The sequence below is a fragment of the Aequorivita sp. H23M31 genome, assembly GCF_004022485.1.
Taxonomy (GTDB): domain Bacteria; phylum Bacteroidota; class Bacteroidia; order Flavobacteriales; family Flavobacteriaceae; genus Aequorivita; species Aequorivita ciconiae.
The window spans coordinates 2,204,945-2,224,798 of sequence record NZ_CP034951.1 but is presented as its reverse complement, the minus strand read 5'-3'; the positions used below and the strand labels follow the sequence as shown (position 1 = coordinate 2,224,798).

Below are 19,854 nucleotides of genomic sequence, written 5' to 3'. Positions count from 1 at the left end.
AGAAATAAATATGTCGTCACACTACGAAGCACCTATTAGAGAGCCTTTGGTTCTGGGAGAGAAGTCCTATCATGACATCAGTGTTGATATTGCGGCACCCGTACTCGGAAAGGCTAATAAATCTTGGTGGATAGTTTTTACCATTGCCCTTATTGCATTTTTATGGGGGTTGGGATGTATAATCTATACGGTTTCTACTGGAATTGGAGTATGGGGATTGAATAAGACCATTGGATGGGCTTGGGATATTACCAACTTTGTTTGGTGGGTAGGTATTGGGCACGCCGGAACGCTGATTTCTGCGGTACTTTTACTTTTCCGCCAGAAATGGAGAATGGCCGTAAACCGATCTGCGGAAGCAATGACAATTTTTGCCGTAGTTCAGGCAGGTTTGTTCCCGATTATTCACATGGGGCGTCCTTGGTTAGCTTATTGGGTATTGCCGCTTCCCAACCAATTTGGGTCGCTGTGGGTTAACTTTAACTCACCACTACTTTGGGACGTGTTCGCGATCTCTACCTATCTATCAATATCACTTGTTTTCTGGTGGACAGGTCTTTTACCTGACTTTGCAATGATTCGAGATAGAACCAAGAGTCCATTTCAAAAAAAGATATATGGCATCCTTAGTTTTGGTTGGAGTGGACGTGTAAAGGATTGGCAACGTTTTGAAGAGGTTTCCTTGGTTTTGGCCGGTTTGGCAACTCCGCTGGTGCTTTCTGTGCATACTATTGTATCCTTTGACTTTGCTACCTCTGTAGTTCCTGGATGGCACAGTACAATCTATCCTCCTTATTTTGTTGCGGGGGCGATTTTCTCTGGATTTGCAATGGTGCAGACGCTTCTTATTATAATGAGAAAAGTTTCACACTTAGAAGACTATATTACCGTACTTCATATTGAGTATATGAACAAGGTAATTATCCTAACGGGTGGTATTGTTGCAGTAGCTTATCTTATTGAGTATTTCATCGGATGGTATTCCGGAGTACCTTATGAAAATTATACATATCTATCTTTCGGAGCTGCTACCGGACCTTATTGGTGGGCCTTCTGGGCATTGATAATCTGTAACATGGTCGTGCCACTTTCACTTTGGGTGAAAAGTCTAAGAAGAAATATTCGTTGGACATTCTTTGTTGCACTTATTATCAACATCGGTATGTGGTTCGAACGGTTTGATATTATTGTGGTGGATTTGAGTAAGGACCGTCTTACATCTTCTTGGGCAATGTTCCAACCTACTTTTGTGGACATAGGAACTTTTATGGGAACTATAGGATTTTTCTTCGTACTTTTCTTATTGTATGCCCGTACATTCCCGGTTATTGCGCAGGCTGAAGTGAAAACTATTTTGAAAACATCTGGCGCTGGCTTTAAGAGACTTCGTGCGGAACACGGTGATAACGTTAGTCATGTTCAGGAAGTTGAGGAATATCCTGCTGCTTTTGGACCCTCGGCCAATGTTCAAGGAAAACATTTTGTGAATTCATTTGATCCAGATGAGAATGACGATGCTGAAGTATTGCCATTGGATGTTGAGAAACATAGGCACAACATAAATCGTTTACTGGCTTTGGTTGGAACTTTTGATCCAGCAGTTCAAGCTCAAGATGATTTACAAAAGATTAAAGGTATTGGACCCCTAATGGAGCAAAAACTCCACCAGATGGGAATCTTCACCTTCGATCAGATAAGTAGAATGGGAGAAGAAGAATATGCTCTTCTTGATGAAATTATCAGTGAGTTCCCAGGGAAAGCTAGACGAGATGACTGGGCAGGACAAGCCTTAATGTTTAAAAACGAAAAATAATTATGGCAACAAATAAAATACACGCAATTTATACTGACGACGATTTGCTGTTGCACGCTGTAAAGCAAACCCGTGCTGAAAATTACCATATATCGGAGGTTTATACCCCGTTTCCGGTGCACGGCTTGGATGCTGCTGTGGGACTTGCGCCTACACGTATGGCCATCACTTCATTTTTATATGGTTTAGTCGGATTGGCTGTAGCTATATGGATGATGAATTATATGATGATTATGGACTGGCCCCAAAATATTGGAGGTAAGCCTAGTTTTACATTTTCACAGAACATGCCAACCTTTATTCCGATCATGTTTGAGATGACCGTGTTTTTTGCTGGTCACTTAATGGTAATTACTTTCTATATGCGAAGTAGATTATGGCCATTTAAAAAGGCGGAAAATCCTGATTTGCGAACTACCGACGATCGGTTTCTAATGGAAGTTGACGTAGAAAATCACGATATTGAAATGCTTACAAAATTTTTGTATGACACAGGCGCATCGGAGATTAGTTTAATCCAAACTGAACAAAATCACTAGTATGAAAACTTTATTGAATATAGCATTGCTTATTGCGGTATCCGTTAGTTTGACTTCTTGTTTTAACAAGAAGAGCCCGAACTACCAGTATTTCCCAAATATGTATGTGTCTCCAAGTTATGAAACCTATGGTGCTTACCCTATTTTTCCTGGTGAGCAGTCTGCAATGATGCCGGCAGAAAATAGTGTCCCTAGAGGTTTCGTTCCTTATACTTATGATGACACGCCTGATGGGTTGCTAAAAGCTAAGGCGGACCTTAAAAGTCCGTATGAGGTTAACGAGAAGAATCTTGCGGTAGGAAATCAATTATACACCATCTATTGCGCAGTCTGTCACGGTGATAAGGGCGATGGAAAGGGAATCTTAGTACAAAGGGAGAAGTTTTTAGGTATTCCTAGCTATGCCGATCCAGGAAGAACAATTAATCCGGGTGGAATATACCACGTATCCACTTACGGTTTAAATGCAATGGGTTCTTACGCTTCACAAACCAGTGAGAAAGAGCGTTGGCAAATTGCAATGCACGTAATGGACTTAAAAGCTAGTTTGTTGGGCGAGCCAGGAGTTTTAGAAACCGCTGGTAAGGCATCAGCAGAAGAAGATGCCGATAAAATCCCTGAAACCACTGGAGCAAATACAGCAGGCGAAATTCAAAATAAATAAAGAAATAAAAGAGAATGGCTAAAGATATATATACGCTGCCTAGTAAATTGAGACTGTTTTCCATCATTCTGGTGGTCCTCGGACTCATTGGAATTGTCTATGGGTTTTTAACAGTTCCAAAAAACACGGATGAAGTAAGGCAAATTCTATCCGAACAAGAAGCGCATCACGGGGTGGCATCGCATAATGCCGATGATACCGCGAATTTTGTGGATCGAGCCAGAGGAGAAAAAGGTTATTCGGAAGCAGCCATGGAGCATGCAACCGATTTGAGACCAGAAGGCCATGGGGTAAGTAGCCATGAAGAACACGTCCTGCATCAAATGCAAACCCGACCATGGTCCGCCACTCTAGTAGCTGCATTCTTCTTTATGATGATTGCTCTTGGAGCTTTGGTTTTCTACGCTATCCAATTTGCATCCCAATCTGGATGGTCACCCGTTTTGTATAGGGTTATGGAGGGCATTACGGCATATCTCCTGCCTGGGTCTATTATTGTGGTCCTTATTCTAGTTTTCGCTGGAACACATTTCTTTCCCTGGCAAAATGATGAGTTGGTTGCAGGCGATAAGATTTTGCAGGGCAAAGCGGGATATCTCAATTTTCCCTTCTTTGTAATCAGAGCGGTAATCTATCTATTGGGTTGGAACCTCTACCGTCATTTCTCTAGAAAATACTCGTTGGAGCAGGCAGTAGCAACAGATTATACCCCTTACCGTAAGAACTTCAAGATATCTGTGTTTTTCTTGATTTTCTTTATATTGACCGAAGCTACAATGGCAATGGATTGGTTTATGTCCATGACTCCCCACTGGTACAGTACTATGTTCCCTTGGTATGTTTTCGCCAGCTTATTTGTATCGGGAATTACGGCAATAGCTCTGGTGACTATTCACCTTAAAGCTTGTGGATTCATTCCATTCGTCAGTGATAAGCACCTACACGATTTAGCTAAATATATTTTCGCTTTCAGTATTTTTTGGACGTATTTGTGGTTCAGCCAATTTATGTTGATCTGGTACGCGAACATTCCAGAGGAGGTGACTTATTTTGTTATTCGCATTCAGGAATATAGACTTTTGTTTTTCGGAATGTTGGTTCTTAATTTCGTTTTTCCTATCTTGATGCTTATGAACAGCGATTTCAAAAGAATCCCTTGGCTCGTAGTAATTACAGGTATAATTGTATTGATAGGACATTATATAGATGTATATCTATTGGTTATGCCATCCACTGTGGGACATCACTATCATTTTGGAATCCCTGAAATTGGAGCCGTATTTTTCTTTTTAGGCTTGTTTATTTTGGTTGTGGGAGCAAGTTTAGGCAAAACTTCCTTGAAACCTGAAAATGATCCATTCATTAGGGAGAGTGAAAACTACCATTTTTAATTTTAAACGAAGATTTAAAAGATGACCGTATTTTTAATTATTCTCGTAATCTTATTATTCGGAGTTGCTGTTTGGCAAATGAACAGGATATTCCAATTGGCGCAAATAAGACCAATTGGCCACGCCGATATTGCTTCAGATAAAGACAATAACAGTCAGGGTTATCTGATGTTAGGATTTCTGGCATTCATTTACATTTTGACAATTTTATCCTTTTGGTTCTGGGGCGGCACTCTTTTGCCTGAATCCGGATCGGAACATGGATCACAAATTGACAATCTGATGCTTGTAACCATGATCCTTATTTTTGTCGTGGGAATAATTACACAAGCTCTTTTGCATTACTTCGCTTTTATCTACCGAGGCTCTAAAATGAAGCGCGCTACATTTTATGCCGATAATGATAAACTTGAGTTTATTTGGACCATTATACCGGTGGTAACCCTAGCGGGTCTTATTATTTACGGTCTGTTTACTTGGACGGATATTATGAATGTGGACAGAGATGATGATCCCTTAATCGTAGAGCTTTATGCCAAACAGTTCTCATGGCATGCGCGCTATGGCGGTAATGATAATACACTCGGGGATGCCAACGTTCGATTAATTGAAGGAATAAACCAACTCGGTGTGGATCCTGCAGATCCAAACGGTCAGGATGATAAAGTGACTTCAGAAATCCATTTGCCTGTTGGCAGAAAGGTATTGTTTAAAATTCGTTCACAAGATGTATTGCATTCCGCATATATGCCACACTTTAGAGCACAAATGAACTGTGTTCCAGGTATGATTACACAATTTGCCTTGACTCCTACAGTTACTACGGAAGAGATGAGACAAACCGATCATATTATTAATAAGGTAAAGAATATCAACGAAATTAGAGAAAAAAGGAGCAAGGAACTTGTAGCTATTGGTGATGAGCCTTTGGAGCCCTATGAGTTTGACTATTTACTTCTCTGTAATAAGATTTGTGGAGTGAGCCATTATAATATGCAGATGAAGATTATAGTTGAATCTGAAGATGATTATAAATCTTGGTTAGCTGAACAGCCTACCTTAGCAGAGCAGCTTAACAAATAATATTAAATATAATTAGTTTATAAAGATATGTCAGCACACGCACAGGTTAACGCATTAGATCATCACCACGATGATTTTGGACATCATCATAAAGAGACGTTTATAACAAAATATGTCTTCAGCCAAGATCATAAAATGATTTCTAGGCAATATATGATTACCGGTATTTTTATGGGTGTTATCGGTATTTTGATGTCTTTGTTATTTAGATTACAATTGGCTTGGCCTGACCACCATTTCACTATTTATGAGATTCTTTTAGGGAAATGGGGTGCCGATGGCGTTATGGATCCTAGTGTTTACCTCGCATTGGTTACCATCCACGGTACCATAATGGTATTCTTCGTTTTAACAGCAGGGCTTAGTGGTACCTTTAGTAATCTACTGATTCCCTTACAGATTGGTGCAAGAGATATGGCCTCGGGCTTCCTGAACATGGTTTCCTATTGGTTGTTCTTTATCTCTAGTGTTATAATGCTTTGTTCTCTTTTTGTAGAGGCGGGACCTGCATCGGCGGGATGGACAATTTATCCTCCACTAAGTGCGCTTCCCCAGGCCATTCCCGGTTCAGGAGCAGGGATGACTTTATGGTTAATTTCTATAGCAATCTTTATTGCATCGTCCCTATTGGGTTCCCTTAACTTTATCGTTACTATTTTGAACCTGCGTACCAAAGGTATGTCAATGACCCGTCTTCCATTGACTGTATGGTCATTTTTGGTTACAGCCCTGGTTGGATTGGTGTCTTTCCCCGTATTGTTCTCGGCCGCTCTTATGTTGATTATGGATAGAAGTTTCGGAACGTCATTCTTTCTGTCAGACATTTATATTGCGGGTGAAGTACTTCACCATCAAGGTGGTTCACCGGTATTGTTCGAACACTTATTTTGGTTTCTGGGGCACCCGGAAGTTTATATTGTAATCTTACCGGCAATGGGTATAGTATCAGAAATACTTGCAACAAACTCCCGTAAGCCAATCTTTGGATATCGCGCGATGGTTGCTTCGCTATTGGCCATTGGTTTCCTTTCAACCTTGGTTTGGGGACACCATATGTTCGTATCCGGAATGAACCCCTTCTTAGGGTCAGTATTTACTTTTACAACCTTGTTGATCGCAATCCCTTCAGCAGTTAAATCCTTTAACTGGATTACGACGATGTGGCGCGGAAATATTCAAATGAACGTGGCGACCTTATGGTCTATTGGTTTTGTTTCTACCTTCATCACCGGAGGCTTAACAGGACTTATTGTAGGAGACAGCGCGTTGGATATTAACGTTCACGATACTTATTTCGTAGTTGCTCACTTCCACTTGGTTATGGGTATCTCGGCAGCTTATGGATTCCTGGCAGGGATTTACCATTGGTTCCCGAAAATGTTCCAAGGTAGATTAATGAACAAGAAACTTGGATATGTCCATTTCTGGGTTACCGCAATTGGAGCATACGGAATATTCTTCCCAATGCACTTTGTTGGTCTAGCGGGACTTCCAAGAAGATATTATACAAATACCAATTTCCCATACTTTGATGATCTTCACGATATCAATATAGTAATGACAATCTTTGCTATAATGACAATATCAGTTCAAGTTGTATTCTTGTATAACTTCATACATTCCATTTTTTATGGAAAGATTGGACCTAAAAATCCGTGGAATGCTACAACTTTGGAGTGGACTACAGATATTAAGCACGTTCACGGAAATTGGGATGGTCCTATTCCACACGTATATCGTTGGGCATATGACTACAGTAAACTCAATAAGGATGAAACGGATTATGTTATTCCGGGACAGGATTTTATTCCGCAGGACCTCCCACTTATGGAAAATGAGGATGAGTTAAACCATTAACCGTTTCATAAGAACCAAATTTCAATTTTATTTAATTGAACTAAATTACAAGAGAGCTGTACCTAAAAGTACGGCTCTCTTTTTTATAGGAGTCCAAGAGGATTGCTATCTTTGTGATATGAATGAACACCTTGATCCCACGGGAGAAAATTTTTCACCTCAGGACCTCGATATCGAGAAAAAACTCCGCCCCCTCAGTTTTGAGGATTTTACTGGGCAGGATCAAGCATTGGAAAATCTTCGAATATTTGTTCAGGCCGCTAATTTACGAGGAGAGGCATTAGATCATACCTTGTTTCACGGACCTCCAGGTTTGGGTAAGACTACCTTGGCCTATATCCTTGCCAATGAGTTGAACGTGAATATCCGGGTCACTTCCGGGCCCGTTTTGGACAAGCCTGGCGATCTTGCGGGATTGTTGACCAACCTGGAAGAACGGGATGTGCTTTTTATTGACGAAATCCACCGATTGAGCCCAGTTGTGGAAGAATATTTGTATTCTGCAATGGAGGATTACAAAATCGATATAATGATTGAGTCCGGCCCCAATGCCCGATCAGTTCAAATTAACTTGAATCCATTTACTTTAATTGGAGCAACAACACGTTCTGGGTTATTAACCGCCCCAATGCGAGCGCGTTTTGGAATATCATCAAGGTTACAATATTACACCACCGATCTTCTTACCACTATTGTTCAACGCAGCGCTGGGATTTTAAATGTTCCTATTAGCATGGAATCGGCAATTGAGATTGCGGGTCGTAGTCGTGGTACGCCGCGGATTGCCAATGCTTTGCTCAGACGTATTCGGGATTTCGCCCAAATAAAAGGGAATGGAAAAATCGATATTGAAATAGCCAAATTTGGGTTGGAAGCGCTGAATGTAGATGCTCACGGTTTAGACGAAATGGATAACAAAATCCTTTCTACTATTATCGAAAAATTTAAGGGTGGTCCAGTAGGCATTACCACTATTGCCACCGCAGTATCTGAAAGTCCTGAAACTATAGAGGAAGTCTATGAGCCTTTTTTAATCCAGGAAGGGTTTATAATGCGCACTCCCCGCGGTCGGGAGGTAACCGAGGCAGCTTATAGACATCTAGGAAAAGTAAAGGGTCCAATACAGGGTGGCCTATTCTAATAGGTAGATTAACGTGGACCACATTCCCCTAGTTTACCAATTTGTATAAAAATCCTTTGAGCAATAAATCCAAATACACAGACCTTATTAAAGCTGAGGCCAAACGTCTCGGATTCTTGTCTTGCGGTATCAGTAAGGCAGGATTTCTTGAAGAAGAAGCTCCTAGATTGGAATCCTATTTAAAGGCGAATATGAATGGGGAAATGGCTTATCTGGAGAACCATTTCGACAAACGTTTAGATCCCACAATTTTAGTTCCAGACTCGAAAAGTGTGATTTCTCTTCTTTACAATTACTTTCCTGCCGAGACCCAAAGGGAGGATACCTATAAAATTTCGAAATATGCTTACGGCACAGATTATCACTTTGTAATCAAGGATAAACTTAAACTGCTGATGGATTTTATTTCCGAAGAAATTGGAGATGTGGGTGGTCGTGCCTTTGTGGATTCTGCGCCTGTTTTGGATAAAGCTTGGGCATCCAAAAGTGGTTTAGGTTGGATTGGAAAACACAGTCTTCTACTAACTAAACAAAGAGGTTCATTTTATTTCGTTTCTGAACTGATCTTGGATTTGGAACTCGAATATGACAGTCCCGTTACCGATCATTGCGGTAGTTGCACTGCCTGTATCGATGCTTGTCCCACAGGGGCCATTGTTGCGGAGCGCGTAGTTGATGGAAGTAAATGCATTTCGTATTTCACCATTGAATTGAAAAACCAAATTCCCGAATCGGAAAAGGGAAAATTTGAAAATTGGATGTTCGGGTGTGACATTTGCCAGGATGTTTGCCCCTGGAACCGATTTAGTCAAACCCATAACGAACCATTGTTCAATCCCCATCCTGATTTGCTCAATATGGACAGGAGCGATTGGGAAGAAATTACAGAAGAGGTTTTTAAAAGCGTATTTAAAAAAAGCGCAGTAAAACGGACCAAATTTTCAGGACTTCAGCGCAATATTCAATTCTTAAAGGATTGAGACCAGCAATGTTGGGAGAGGAGTGGAATCAAATTTTATTTGAGTGTTTTCTTGGCTTACATTAGAAGACCTTAAATAGGTAGAATATTACAAATATAGGCCTTCCCGAAAGCTCGGGATTGGCTCTTGGGTTTGGAAACCGTAGCGATCTTGTTTCTTTTTAAAGATAATCTACCGATTTTACTTATATATTACAGTATGTGGTTTTCCAATCTCGAAATCTTCAAAGCCGAAGTCTTCGCTGGTATAGGAGTTTGTTTTAAATATATTATCCCCTTGCCCGGGAATTTCTGGATAATAAGTAAGTGAGAATTGAAAGGAATCGAACACCAAATAGTCATTTCGTATTATGGCACCTATACTTACTGATGAATATATTTTATTGGTCCCAAAACTATTCTCTCCGCCAGTGAGCATTCCACCTGTAATATTGACAAAGGGGTTTAGGCGAAATCCCCATAATTCCCAAGGTGAATAAAACTGAGTTTGTAATGCAAGGACATATTTTTTGGTGCCGAGTGCTATTCCGTCAAATCCTTCAATGCTCCCATTTTCCTGCAGATTAGAAATGTCATAAATAGCGCTAAACTTAACATCGTCATTAAGCGAAATTCTATCGCCATAAGAGTTAAGCCGGTTAATTCCAATAATTATTTGGGGTTTTACAAATTGACGCATTTTCCATTCTCCACCAAGATTTAATAGGTTTGAGAAATAGCTGACATTAAAACTATAGGCTGTTTGTTCAGTTATTGACTTATTGAAAAATGTTCCCAATTCAAAATTGGTACTTAAAAATCCCCATTGAAAATAGTTTCCATAAAATATCTGTCCTCCCAAATACATCCTATTAATATGGTTTTTGTTTTGAACCCCGCCTGTAATCGAATAAACAAGTCCTACCGGCACGTCCTCGATTATCCCGTCCTTAAAAATATAACTGTCTTCCACGAAACGCCGGGAAGTAATACCAGTACTAAAGAGATAAAATCTTTCTCCGGAAAAGAAATTTATACTGTCGTATTCAACGGGAGGTTTTTCTCTGTAATTTACAATAAGGGCTCGGGCACTTACAATTAGGTTAGTACTTCTTTCGGTTTCAGAATCTCCTTTAAGCAATTTAAAAGCATGACCTCCCCAGTAATCCTGAGCTAAAAACCGAATATTTTCTCGAACCTTAATTAATGAATCATCGGGAAATTCAAGGCCCAAATAGCGTTCTCTCAGCAAAATCCCCCCTGCCCAGCGAGTCAGTGGAGAATAGAATGGCCTATCAATGGAAATATTCTTATCAAAGTAGTTATCGTATTCTGTTTTATATTGAACTGTGCTGGCAATAAAAGTATTCTTAAAGTTTGGTACAGTATAACTGACGTCAAAGGCATTATCTCCATCGTCGCGCCGGTTTGAATATCTTACATTCAATTCATGGCCGGTACCCATTATATTCCGTTCTCGAGCTCCCACACTTATTTCTGACTTGGAATAAGATCCCTTGGGAACGAGACTCCAGGAATCGAGCGTAGTTATTATTACATCAACAGAGTCTTTTGAGTTGGGAATAGATTTGGGAGTGATTTTTACCTCGCGTATAAAGTTTTGTTTTCGCAGAAGTCGGGCAGATTCCGCAATCAGAAAAGTATCCAACGGTTTGTTTTCTTTTAATAATAAGAAATTCCGTATCGCCATTTCCTTAGATTTAATATGGACGGTATTTCCAGCTTTTTCAAGCCAACTATGCGGAGTTGCAGTAGTGTCTGTTATGGAATATCCAAACGGATCTTTAGAATTTATTATAATATTCCGAACGATTTTCCCTGTATACCGCTTATAATCAGGTTTGACTCTTTTCACATTTTTATGCTCCCGTTTTGTCGGTCTAAAAATCCATTTGTGAAACAGTTTTGTGAATTTGCTTTTTTTGGAATAGGTCTCTATCTTTTTATAAATATCGGTACTATCCTTTACGGTTTTATTGTCCTGGGCAAAAAGTTGGGAGCCAAGACTTAAAAACAGAATTAAAATTAAAAGTTTTTTCAAGGAGAGTTATAATTCTAATAAGAGTGCAAGTAATCTCAAAAAATTTGAATTCTTATCTATTTTTTAAAAATATTGGGAAACATCGGTTATGCTAAAACCAGAAATCTATACTTTTCCATTCTTCAAAACCCGTACCTTTGATTTTCTTAAAAGGATTCAAATAAATCTCGGTATTTTTTTCCGAAAAAGCAATAGAAATATGAGCAAGCAAAACAAACGTCATGAAGCCCTCTTATACCACGCCAAACCACGCCCTGGAAAAATCCAAGTGGTTCCCACAAAAAAATACGCTACCCAACGCGATCTTGGTCTAGCCTATTCTCCAGGAGTCGCGGATCCTTGTTTAGAGATAGAAAAAGATATTAGCAAAGTTTATAAATATACCAACAAAGGAAATCTTGTTGCGGTGATTTCAGATGGAACGGCAGTTTTGGGCCTTGGAAACATTGGTCCAGAAGCTTCAAAGCCGGTAATGGAAGGTAAGGCTTTGCTTTTTAAGATTTTCGCTGATATCGATGTATTTGATATCGAATTGAAAGCGGATAATATTGACGATTTTGTAAACACAGTAAAGAATATCGCGCCCACTTTCGGTGGAATCAATCTCGAGGATATTAAGGCTCCCGAAGCTTTTGAGATAGAAAGAAGATTGAAAGCGGAATTGGATATTCCGGTTATGCACGACGACCAGCACGGAACGGCAATTATTTCTGCTGCTGCTTTACTTAATTCATTGGAACTTGCTGAAAAAAAGATAGAAGAGGTCTCTATCGTTATCAGTGGTGCTGGTGCGGCGGCGGTTTCCTGTACCCGACTTTACAAAGCATTCGGTGCTCAGTCTGAAAACATTGTGATGCTTGATAGTAAAGGGGTTATAAGAAGAGATAGGGAAAATCTTTCCGAAGAAAAAGCCGAATTCGCTTCCTCTAGAAAAATAGATACGCTTGAAGAAGCAATAAAGGATGCGGATGTTTTTATTGGGCTTTCCGTTAAAGACATCCTTTCGGCCAAAATGCTCAAAACGATGGCTGTGAATCCCATTGTTTTTGCTTTGGCCAATCCAGATCCTGAGATTGATTATAACCTGGCAATGAAAACCAGAAAGGATATTATAATGGCTACGGGTCGCACCGACCATCCCAACCAAGTAAATAATGTTCTTGGCTTCCCCTATATCTTTCGAGGCGCCTTGGACGTTCGCGCTACCAAAATCAACGAAGCTATGAAAATGGCTGCCGTAAAAGCATTAGCCAATCTCGCTAAAGAACCCGTTCCGGAACAGGTTAATATTGCTTATGGAGAAACGAAACTTACATTTGGCCGCGAATATATTATTCCAAAGCCCTTCGACCCACGGTTAATTGCTGCCGTTCCTCCCGCAGTAGCAAAGGCGGCGATGGAAAGTGGAGTGGCAACTAAAGGTATCACCAATTGGGAAAACTACCAGGATGACCTTTATGCCAGAATGGGAAGTGACAACAAAATTATCCGACTCCTTCTCAACCGTGCAAAAATGGATCCCAAACGCATTGTTTTTGCGGAAGCAGACCATTTGGATGTGCTCAAGGCTGCCCAGATTGTATATGAAGAAGGGATTGCAATTCCAGTTTTACTCGGAAAAAGAGATGTTATAGCCGACTTTATGAAACAATTGGAGTTTGATGCTGATCTGGAAATAATCGATCCTAAAGATGCACGGGGAAGTGATAAGGTGAACTTATATGCCGAAAAATTCTGGAGAAAGAGACAGCGCACCGGTGTGACTCTTTACGATGCCCAGAAATTAATGATGGAACGGAATTATTATGCGGGAATGATGCTGCACGAAGGCGATGTGGATGGGATGATTTCAGGCTATTCCCGTTCCTATCCGTTGGTGGTAAAACCGGTTTTTGAGACCATAGGCCGATTTGAAGGGGTTACCAAGGCAGCGACGACAAATTTGATGTTGACCAAACGTGGACCTTTATTCTTTTCAGATACCGCCATTAACATTGATCCAACAGCAAAGGAACTTGCAAAAATTGCCCAGATGACCAATTATACCATGAAAATGTTCGGGCTGGAGCCCGTCATTGCCATGATTTCGTACGCCAATTTCGGTTCGTCCAAAGATCCGAAAGCAACAAAAGTAAGGGAAGCAGTAGAGTTGCTTCATAAAAGCAATCCCGATATGATAATCGATGGCGAATTGCAAGCCGATTTCGCTTTAAACCCGGAGTTGCTCCAGAAAAAATTCCCTTTTTGCAAACTCGCAGGGAAAAAAGTCAATGCTTTGATATTTCCGAATCTGGAATCAGCCAACAGCAATTACAAGTTGTTAAAGGAAATAAACAACGTGGAATCCATCGGTCCCATAATGTTGGGAATGCGAAAACCTGTCCACATTGTTCAAATGGGTGCCAGCGTGGATGAAATGGTGAATATGACCGCTGTTACGGTAGTGGATGCGCAGCGGAAGGAGATAGGGGTGGTATAATAGTTAAAGATGTTTTTTGTTATTTTGATTTTAAATTAATTTTATCTACAGTGGGAAATTGGTATAGAAGTATATTTTAATTACTTTATTTTAAATCATACTTGCTTCAGGTATATTAAGACCAATACAAATTTCCACGCCGCTGATAATCCTATGCAAGAAGTAATATTATAAATTAATATCTACCGCTTTTTTGTTCCAAAAGTATTTTTAATCTTTCATTCTCCTCAATCAATCTTCTGTTTTCATTTTCTAATGTCATAACCAGTTTTTCATAAACAATTTTTAAATCGGGATGTAGCACCTCAACAAAATCTGACGGGCTTGTATTATTTATTTGGATGGTTTGAATAGCCACCTTTACTTCATCAAGGAGATGCAAGTGTTCCACCATTAGAATTTCTGAAATCTGCTTCAGTCTTTCCAGGGTAATCTTCGTTTTTCCCTGTTCAATTTTAGCATAGGCTGGTTGGGATATACCTATCATACTCGCCAAATATTCCTGAGAATAATTACGCATTTCCCTATACGTCTTTATTTTGTGAGCTACCCTAAACATATTTTTAAAATATAACTATAGGTTATAAATTATAATCTAAAAGTGTTGGGGAGTTTCTACTAAAGTCCTTACCTTGGATGAAGTGTTAAATTAGTATAAAATTAGCAATAAAACAAGCTCATTCATTTCAATCGTCATCTAAATAATCAGGATATGAATAATTATCCCTATACCCAGGTTGGTTTATACCTTATCCCTATTCTTTTTTTGTGCAACTCACATTCTAAGGCGCAAGAAATACAATGGGAAAAGTCTTATGGAGGTTTGCATTCAGAATATTTGATGGATGCGCAGCCCACGGCAGATTATGGTTTTATCCTTGCAGGAAGTTCGCTTTCAGGTAAAACAGGAAATAAGGAACAGGAAAATATAAATAATCTTGATTATTGGATTTGGAAGATGGACGAGCGCGGAGATTTGGACTGGCAAAAGAGCTTTGGAGGAATGGGCGCCGATTTCCTTAGTAGTATTACAAATACAAGAGATGGGGGTTTTATTCTTGCGGGTTCTTCGAATTCTCTGAAGGGAGGAGATAAAATAGAAGATTGTTTTGGTAATGAGGACTATTGGATTATCAAGCTAAATGCAAAGGGAGATGAAGAATGGCAGGTGACTATTGGGGGTTCTGGTAGAGATATTGTAAAAGAAATTCATCAAACAAAAGATGGTGGTTACATTGTTGGCGGATCCTCGGAAAGTGGAGTCTCGGGAAACAAAACATCCCCCCATTTCGGTAGTTTGGACTATTGGATTGTGAAGTTAGATCCTAATGGAGTAATAGAGTGGCAAAGAACCTCTGGTGGTAAACTTATGGACCAATTAGAGAGTATTTTGCCCACAAAGGATGAGGGTTTTATTGTGGGAGGTTGGAGCAATTCTCCTATTTCTGGCAACAAAAATGAGGAAAGTTTTGGCGAAGGAGATTATTGGATTATCAAACTCAACAAATATGGAGAGATGGAGTGGCAGAGAACCTTAGGCGGGGAGAGCGATGATCATCTATCCGTTTTATTGGAATGTAAGGAGGGCGGTTATTTGGCAGGTGGCAATTCCAGGTCCAATACTTCTGGAAGCAAAGCAAAATCCAATGGAAAAGGAACGGATTTTTGGATAATTAAACTAACTGAGACAGGTGAGATTGAATGGCAGAATACCTATGATTTTGGGGAGACAGATGTGCTTACTTCCATAACCCAAAATGAAGAGAGAGATTATTTAATAGGAGGTCATGCTAAGACTGAAAATATTGGATTATCCCGATCTGATAAAAAAGGAATCAACGATTACATCGCTCTCAAAATTACTATTACAGGTGAGGAAAAATGGAAACAGACGGTGGGAAGCACGGGTGAGGACAATCTTCGCAAACTTTTTGAAACCCGGGATGGCGGATACCTTCTGGCAGGAACTTCCGGTGGAGAGGCTTCACGCGATAAAAATACTGGTAAAGGGAAAAAGGATTTTTGGGTTGTAAAGTTAAAAGATGAGGATAAAATGAAGGAGAGAGAGCGATTTGAAGGGCTGGAAGCTTTCCCAAATCCCACTACCACCTTTACAAATGTTATAGTAAACCATGATTTCGATAGTGGTGATGCCCGAGTCTATGATATTTCAGGAAAACTCATTCAATTTTTTACCATAAAAAATCGCACGGTCCCAATTGACCTTCAGGGTCTCTCTGTAGGAGTTTATATTGTTACCATAACTACCAATGTGGCTACGGAGTCAGTAAAGATTTTGAAAAGAGATTGATTTGAGCCCTTGAATTAGTATCTAACAAAAAAATTATACTATGATATTACGTGTACTCTTTGTTCTGAACTTTCTATATAGTTACGCAGTATTGTCTCAAGGTGCTACAGGCAATATGAATTTAACCTCCGAGCTTCCAACCATTATAGGCCCTTCACCTGCGGTTGCTTCATTAATGCGCTTTGAAGAAATCCCTGTGAATGAATATACCGGGATGCCTCAAATTGATATTCCCATATTTTCTACTAAAACCCTTTATTCCAAGTTAAATTTTAATATGGGTCTTAGTTATCATGCATCTTCCGTTAATGCCGATGAAATTGCTCCCTATACCGGATTGGGATGGAATTTAATGGCCGGTGGCGTTATATCAAGGACAGTAAGGGGTCTGCCCGATGAATATCTTGAGTACGCTAGCACGGCAGGAAAAGGTAAAGTGGGAATATTTCATAACAATCCTGGCGGCATTTTAGCGGAATATTCCAATTATTATTATGTAGCCGAGGGTCTCATAAATGGGGGATATGATCCTAACAACGAAGTTGCAGAATTTAAATGGGATGGCTATGAACACGGTAAATATGATACCCAGCACGACCTCTACCAATTTAATTTTATGGGTCACTCGGGTAGGTTTATAATTAGAAAAAACGTACAGAATAACAGGTTAAATGTGGTTCCTTTGGATAATAATACCAATTATAAAATAAATATTGATTACGACCCAGAAACCTTTGGCATAGAGGGATTTACTATTATAGATGAAAATGGAATTAATTATATTTTTGACGAAATAGATTTTTGCGAATATACTTCTAGTGCTTCCTTTTTAACCTATTTTGATAATAGTTCCAGTTCATCCATTACTTCCATGGTACTTCCCTATCCCACTGCCTTTCATTTAACTAAGGTAAAGGATCCTTTCGGGAATCCTATAATCACTTTCACTTATAAAGATCACCTAGAGACAACATATTCTAACTCAGCCACCAGAAATACCCTTATCTCGCCTACTGTAGAATTTATCCGAAGCCATTATGGAGACCAAGATTTTCCTCAAAATATTAAAAGAATGAAGCCTAAGGAGATTATTGGTACTACCACAACTGAGATTAAATCTAAGAAAATAAAAATAATAGAAATATCAGGTATAGCTAAAATTATTCTCTCCACAGATTCTCAGAGAGATGACAGCAATTTACCTCCAAATCATGGTGCCCAAAAGCTTCAAAGTGTTGTGATAAAAGACTGGAGAGGAAATCTGCGAAAGAAGCTGACTTTCCGTTACGATTATCATACAGTCCCTTATTCAATAGGAACAGGAAGAAATTTAAAGAGACTGATTTTAACGGAAGTTCGAGATTATGGTAGAAGACTTGAAAATCCGGACTATCAGAGTTATAAATTGACCTACAATGATAGAAGATATAGTGGGAGAGTAATTAAAAATCCATGGGGGTATTTTGAATTGGAACCCCAATCAGTTCCTGATGTCATAGAAAAAAATTATGCGACCGTTGGGGTTTTAGAAAGAATGCAACTACCCACAGGAGGGGAGATAAAATTTAATTTCGAGGCCTCCACATACTCCTTTATTGGAAAGGATACGGTGACCGATTTTCATGAAAATCCCGAGAATACACAATATTTGGGTGCCGAAGAAAAAGTTCTACGTGTTGGTGACCAGGAAGGAGTAGAGTTGTTTTATTCAGGAACAGGCAGCATTATTGCAGAAAGAATTATTTTAGAAATCGACATTAGGAACTTAAGAGATAATTTTTTGAAATTAAGAAGCATAAATAACATTACTGGCGAAGCTGCACCAGATATGTCTATTCCCTGCTCAGGAGAAGAATGGTGTAATTTTTCATTTTCCCCCGACCAAGATTATTCTTATAGTTTATACGTCTTGAACCAATATATGGGCAGCCCTTTTGAGGTTCCTTTCACCGTGGTCTTTTTAGAACCCACCACTCTTCAAAAGCAATATGTACACGGAGGGGGTATACGTATCAAGTCTGTTGAGTATTACGAAAATACGAGTGGCACCGTTCCTACCATCAAAAAAGATTATGATTATTCCCTGCTGTCTGACAATTCAAAGAGTAGTGGCGCACTTTCCTACCCTAAACCTTTATTTGATTATGGGATAACCTTACAAACCCATTTTACAACTACATTGGGAATTGTAACTTCACATGACCAACCCCCAGTTACATATAATGTGAAAACCAAATTAAACAATCTTTCTTATGTCAAAACACATGGAGCGGATGTGGGTTATAAAAATGTAACGGTGAAATCCATTACGCCCGATTTTGAAAATAATGGCAAAATTGAATCCACCTTTTTATCCCCCATTGATTTTCCGGAAACCGGTGATGACCCAGACCATTTTGATGGGTATATGTTGGACTATCCTTTTTTGCCCTCCCATAACTATGATTATAAGAGAGGGTTGCTTAAAAATCAACGTGTTTTAAACAATATAAATAAAACGATAAAAGAAACGCACAATTCCTATGGATTTTCTGAAGAGGAATTAATTATTACCGGTATTTCACTATCATTGGATTTACTACATCAATGTCCCTATGCTTATAGGTACAAATTCGATGATTATTTGTACTATGTTAATAATGATCAGAATCATGTCGGAGTGGTATATTGTGATGCTCAAGGTTTTCCCGCTTCACACATAAGAATGCTACCCATGCGTGAAGCCAAAGGCTGGACAAAACTAACAAAAAGTGTTGTAACAGAATATTTTGATTCCTTCTACAGGATAATTAACGGTACTGAATTCACTTACAACGAAAGTAATAAGCAACTACATTCCAAAAAAGTAGGTACGAGCAACCCAGAAGAGACAGAAATAACCGAATTTCTATATCCAAATGATATGCTCGCAACCGAACCGTTTATGGCTGAACTTATCGCCGCTAATCGTATCGTAGAACCAATAGAAGTACGAAAAACTCTTAACCAAAATGGAAATGACATTTTGCTTCATACTACGCGGGCAGAATATGATTTATTTCCGAATGGCACCAACAAATATCTCCCAAAATATATCCATACTTTTAAAGGAGGAACGATTCCCATAAATACGTCCCAGATGGACACCCGAATTGTGTATCATGATTATGACGATTACAGTAACCCCAGGGATGTTTCTAAAAAAGATGGCCCGCGAACTGCCTATATATGGGGATATAATAATCAATATCCAGTGGCTAAAGTTGAAAACGCAACCTATTTGGAGGCAACGAATTCTGCTCTTGGTCTTAATTTCAATAAAATAAATAATCCATCCAATACAGAACAGCTGCAGGGTGAATTGAGAAAAATTAGGTATGGTTTATCAAAGGCAATGGTTACCACCTTCACCTATTTTCCGCTAGTAGGTATAGAAAGCGTTACAGATCCAAAAGGAGAAACTATCTGGTATAAATATGACGATTTTGGGAGATTGGAGAAAACCCGCGATCTTGATGAACAAATTTTGAGTGAAACCAATTATCACTATAGATCCAATCCATAGGATATATCAATA

General features: G+C 39.3%; 13 protein-coding genes. 11 read left to right on the top strand and 2 right to left on the bottom strand.

Annotated features, from left to right (window positions below; translation table 11 throughout):
- Positions 1–10 precede the first annotated feature (10 nt).
- The 8 genes from nrfD (at position 11) to queG (ending at position 9,468) form a co-directional block, all read left to right on the top strand.
- Positions 11–1,813 carry an NrfD/PsrC family molybdoenzyme membrane anchor subunit gene (nrfD, locus tag EI546_RS09740; protein WP_128250360.1) on the top strand — a complete coding sequence of 601 codons (1,803 nt, stop codon included), beginning with the start codon at positions 11–13 and terminating at the stop codon, positions 1,811–1,813.
- 2 nt (positions 1,814–1,815) lie between these two features.
- Positions 1,816–2,352, top strand: a complete 537-nt coding sequence (locus EI546_RS09735; RefSeq protein WP_128250359.1) for a DUF3341 domain-containing protein — start codon at positions 1,816–1,818, stop codon at positions 2,350–2,352.
- Between the two features lies 1 nt (position 2,353).
- Positions 2,354–3,016 carry a c-type cytochrome gene (locus EI546_RS09730; protein ID WP_164905212.1) on the top strand — a complete coding sequence of 221 codons (663 nt, stop codon included), beginning with the start codon at positions 2,354–2,356 and terminating at the stop codon, positions 3,014–3,016.
- Positions 3,017–3,042: 26 nt separating this feature from the next.
- Positions 3,043–4,407: a quinol:cytochrome C oxidoreductase gene (locus EI546_RS09725; protein ID WP_128251586.1), complete on the top strand. Its 1,365-nt coding sequence runs from the start codon at positions 3,043–3,045 to the stop codon at positions 4,405–4,407.
- Between the two features lie 21 nt (positions 4,408–4,428).
- Entirely contained in the window at positions 4,429–5,490 is a 1,062-nt protein-coding gene (locus tag EI546_RS09720) for a cytochrome c oxidase subunit II (RefSeq protein ID WP_128250357.1), read from the top strand.
- A 27-nt stretch (positions 5,491–5,517) separates the two neighbouring features.
- Positions 5,518–7,347, top strand: a complete 1,830-nt coding sequence (locus EI546_RS09715) for a cytochrome c oxidase subunit I (RefSeq protein WP_128250356.1) — start codon at positions 5,518–5,520, stop codon at positions 7,345–7,347.
- A gap of 118 nt (positions 7,348–7,465) precedes the next feature.
- Positions 7,466–8,488, top strand: coding sequence for a Holliday junction branch migration DNA helicase RuvB (gene ruvB / locus EI546_RS09710; RefSeq protein WP_128250355.1), 1,023 nt, complete (start codon positions 7,466–7,468; stop codon positions 8,486–8,488).
- A gap of 56 nt (positions 8,489–8,544) precedes the next feature.
- Positions 8,545–9,468: a tRNA epoxyqueuosine(34) reductase QueG gene (gene queG, locus EI546_RS09705; RefSeq protein ID WP_128250354.1), complete on the top strand. Its 924-nt coding sequence runs from the start codon at positions 8,545–8,547 to the stop codon at positions 9,466–9,468.
- A 180-nt stretch (positions 9,469–9,648) separates the two neighbouring features.
- On the opposite strand, the gene EI546_RS09700 is transcribed toward queG, so the two are convergent.
- On the bottom strand, positions 9,649–11,508 hold the full coding sequence (locus tag EI546_RS09700) for a hypothetical protein (protein WP_164905211.1): 1,860 nt from the start codon (positions 11,506–11,508) through the stop codon (positions 9,649–9,651).
- Between the two features lie 199 nt (positions 11,509–11,707).
- Here EI546_RS09700 and EI546_RS09695 point away from each other — a divergent pair, with 199 nt between their 5' ends.
- On the top strand, positions 11,708–13,987 hold the full coding sequence (locus EI546_RS09695; RefSeq protein WP_128250353.1) for an NADP-dependent malic enzyme: 2,280 nt from the start codon (positions 11,708–11,710) through the stop codon (positions 13,985–13,987).
- A gap of 175 nt (positions 13,988–14,162) precedes the next feature.
- Here the strand turns inward: EI546_RS09695 and EI546_RS09690 are convergent, their stop codons facing one another.
- On the bottom strand, positions 14,163–14,546 hold the full coding sequence (locus EI546_RS09690; protein WP_128250352.1) for a helix-turn-helix domain-containing protein: 384 nt from the start codon (positions 14,544–14,546) through the stop codon (positions 14,163–14,165).
- A 153-nt stretch (positions 14,547–14,699) separates the two neighbouring features.
- Between EI546_RS09690 and EI546_RS09685 the strand changes: the two genes are divergently transcribed.
- Both EI546_RS09685 and EI546_RS09680 read left to right on the top strand, forming a co-directional pair.
- Positions 14,700–16,298 (top strand): T9SS type A sorting domain-containing protein, encoded by a 1,599-nt coding sequence (locus EI546_RS09685; RefSeq protein ID WP_128250351.1) that lies wholly within the window; start codon positions 14,700–14,702, stop codon positions 16,296–16,298.
- A gap of 40 nt (positions 16,299–16,338) precedes the next feature.
- Positions 16,339–19,842 (top strand): hypothetical protein, encoded by a 3,504-nt coding sequence (locus EI546_RS09680; RefSeq protein ID WP_128250350.1) that lies wholly within the window; start codon positions 16,339–16,341, stop codon positions 19,840–19,842.
- Positions 19,843–19,854 lie beyond the last annotated feature (12 nt).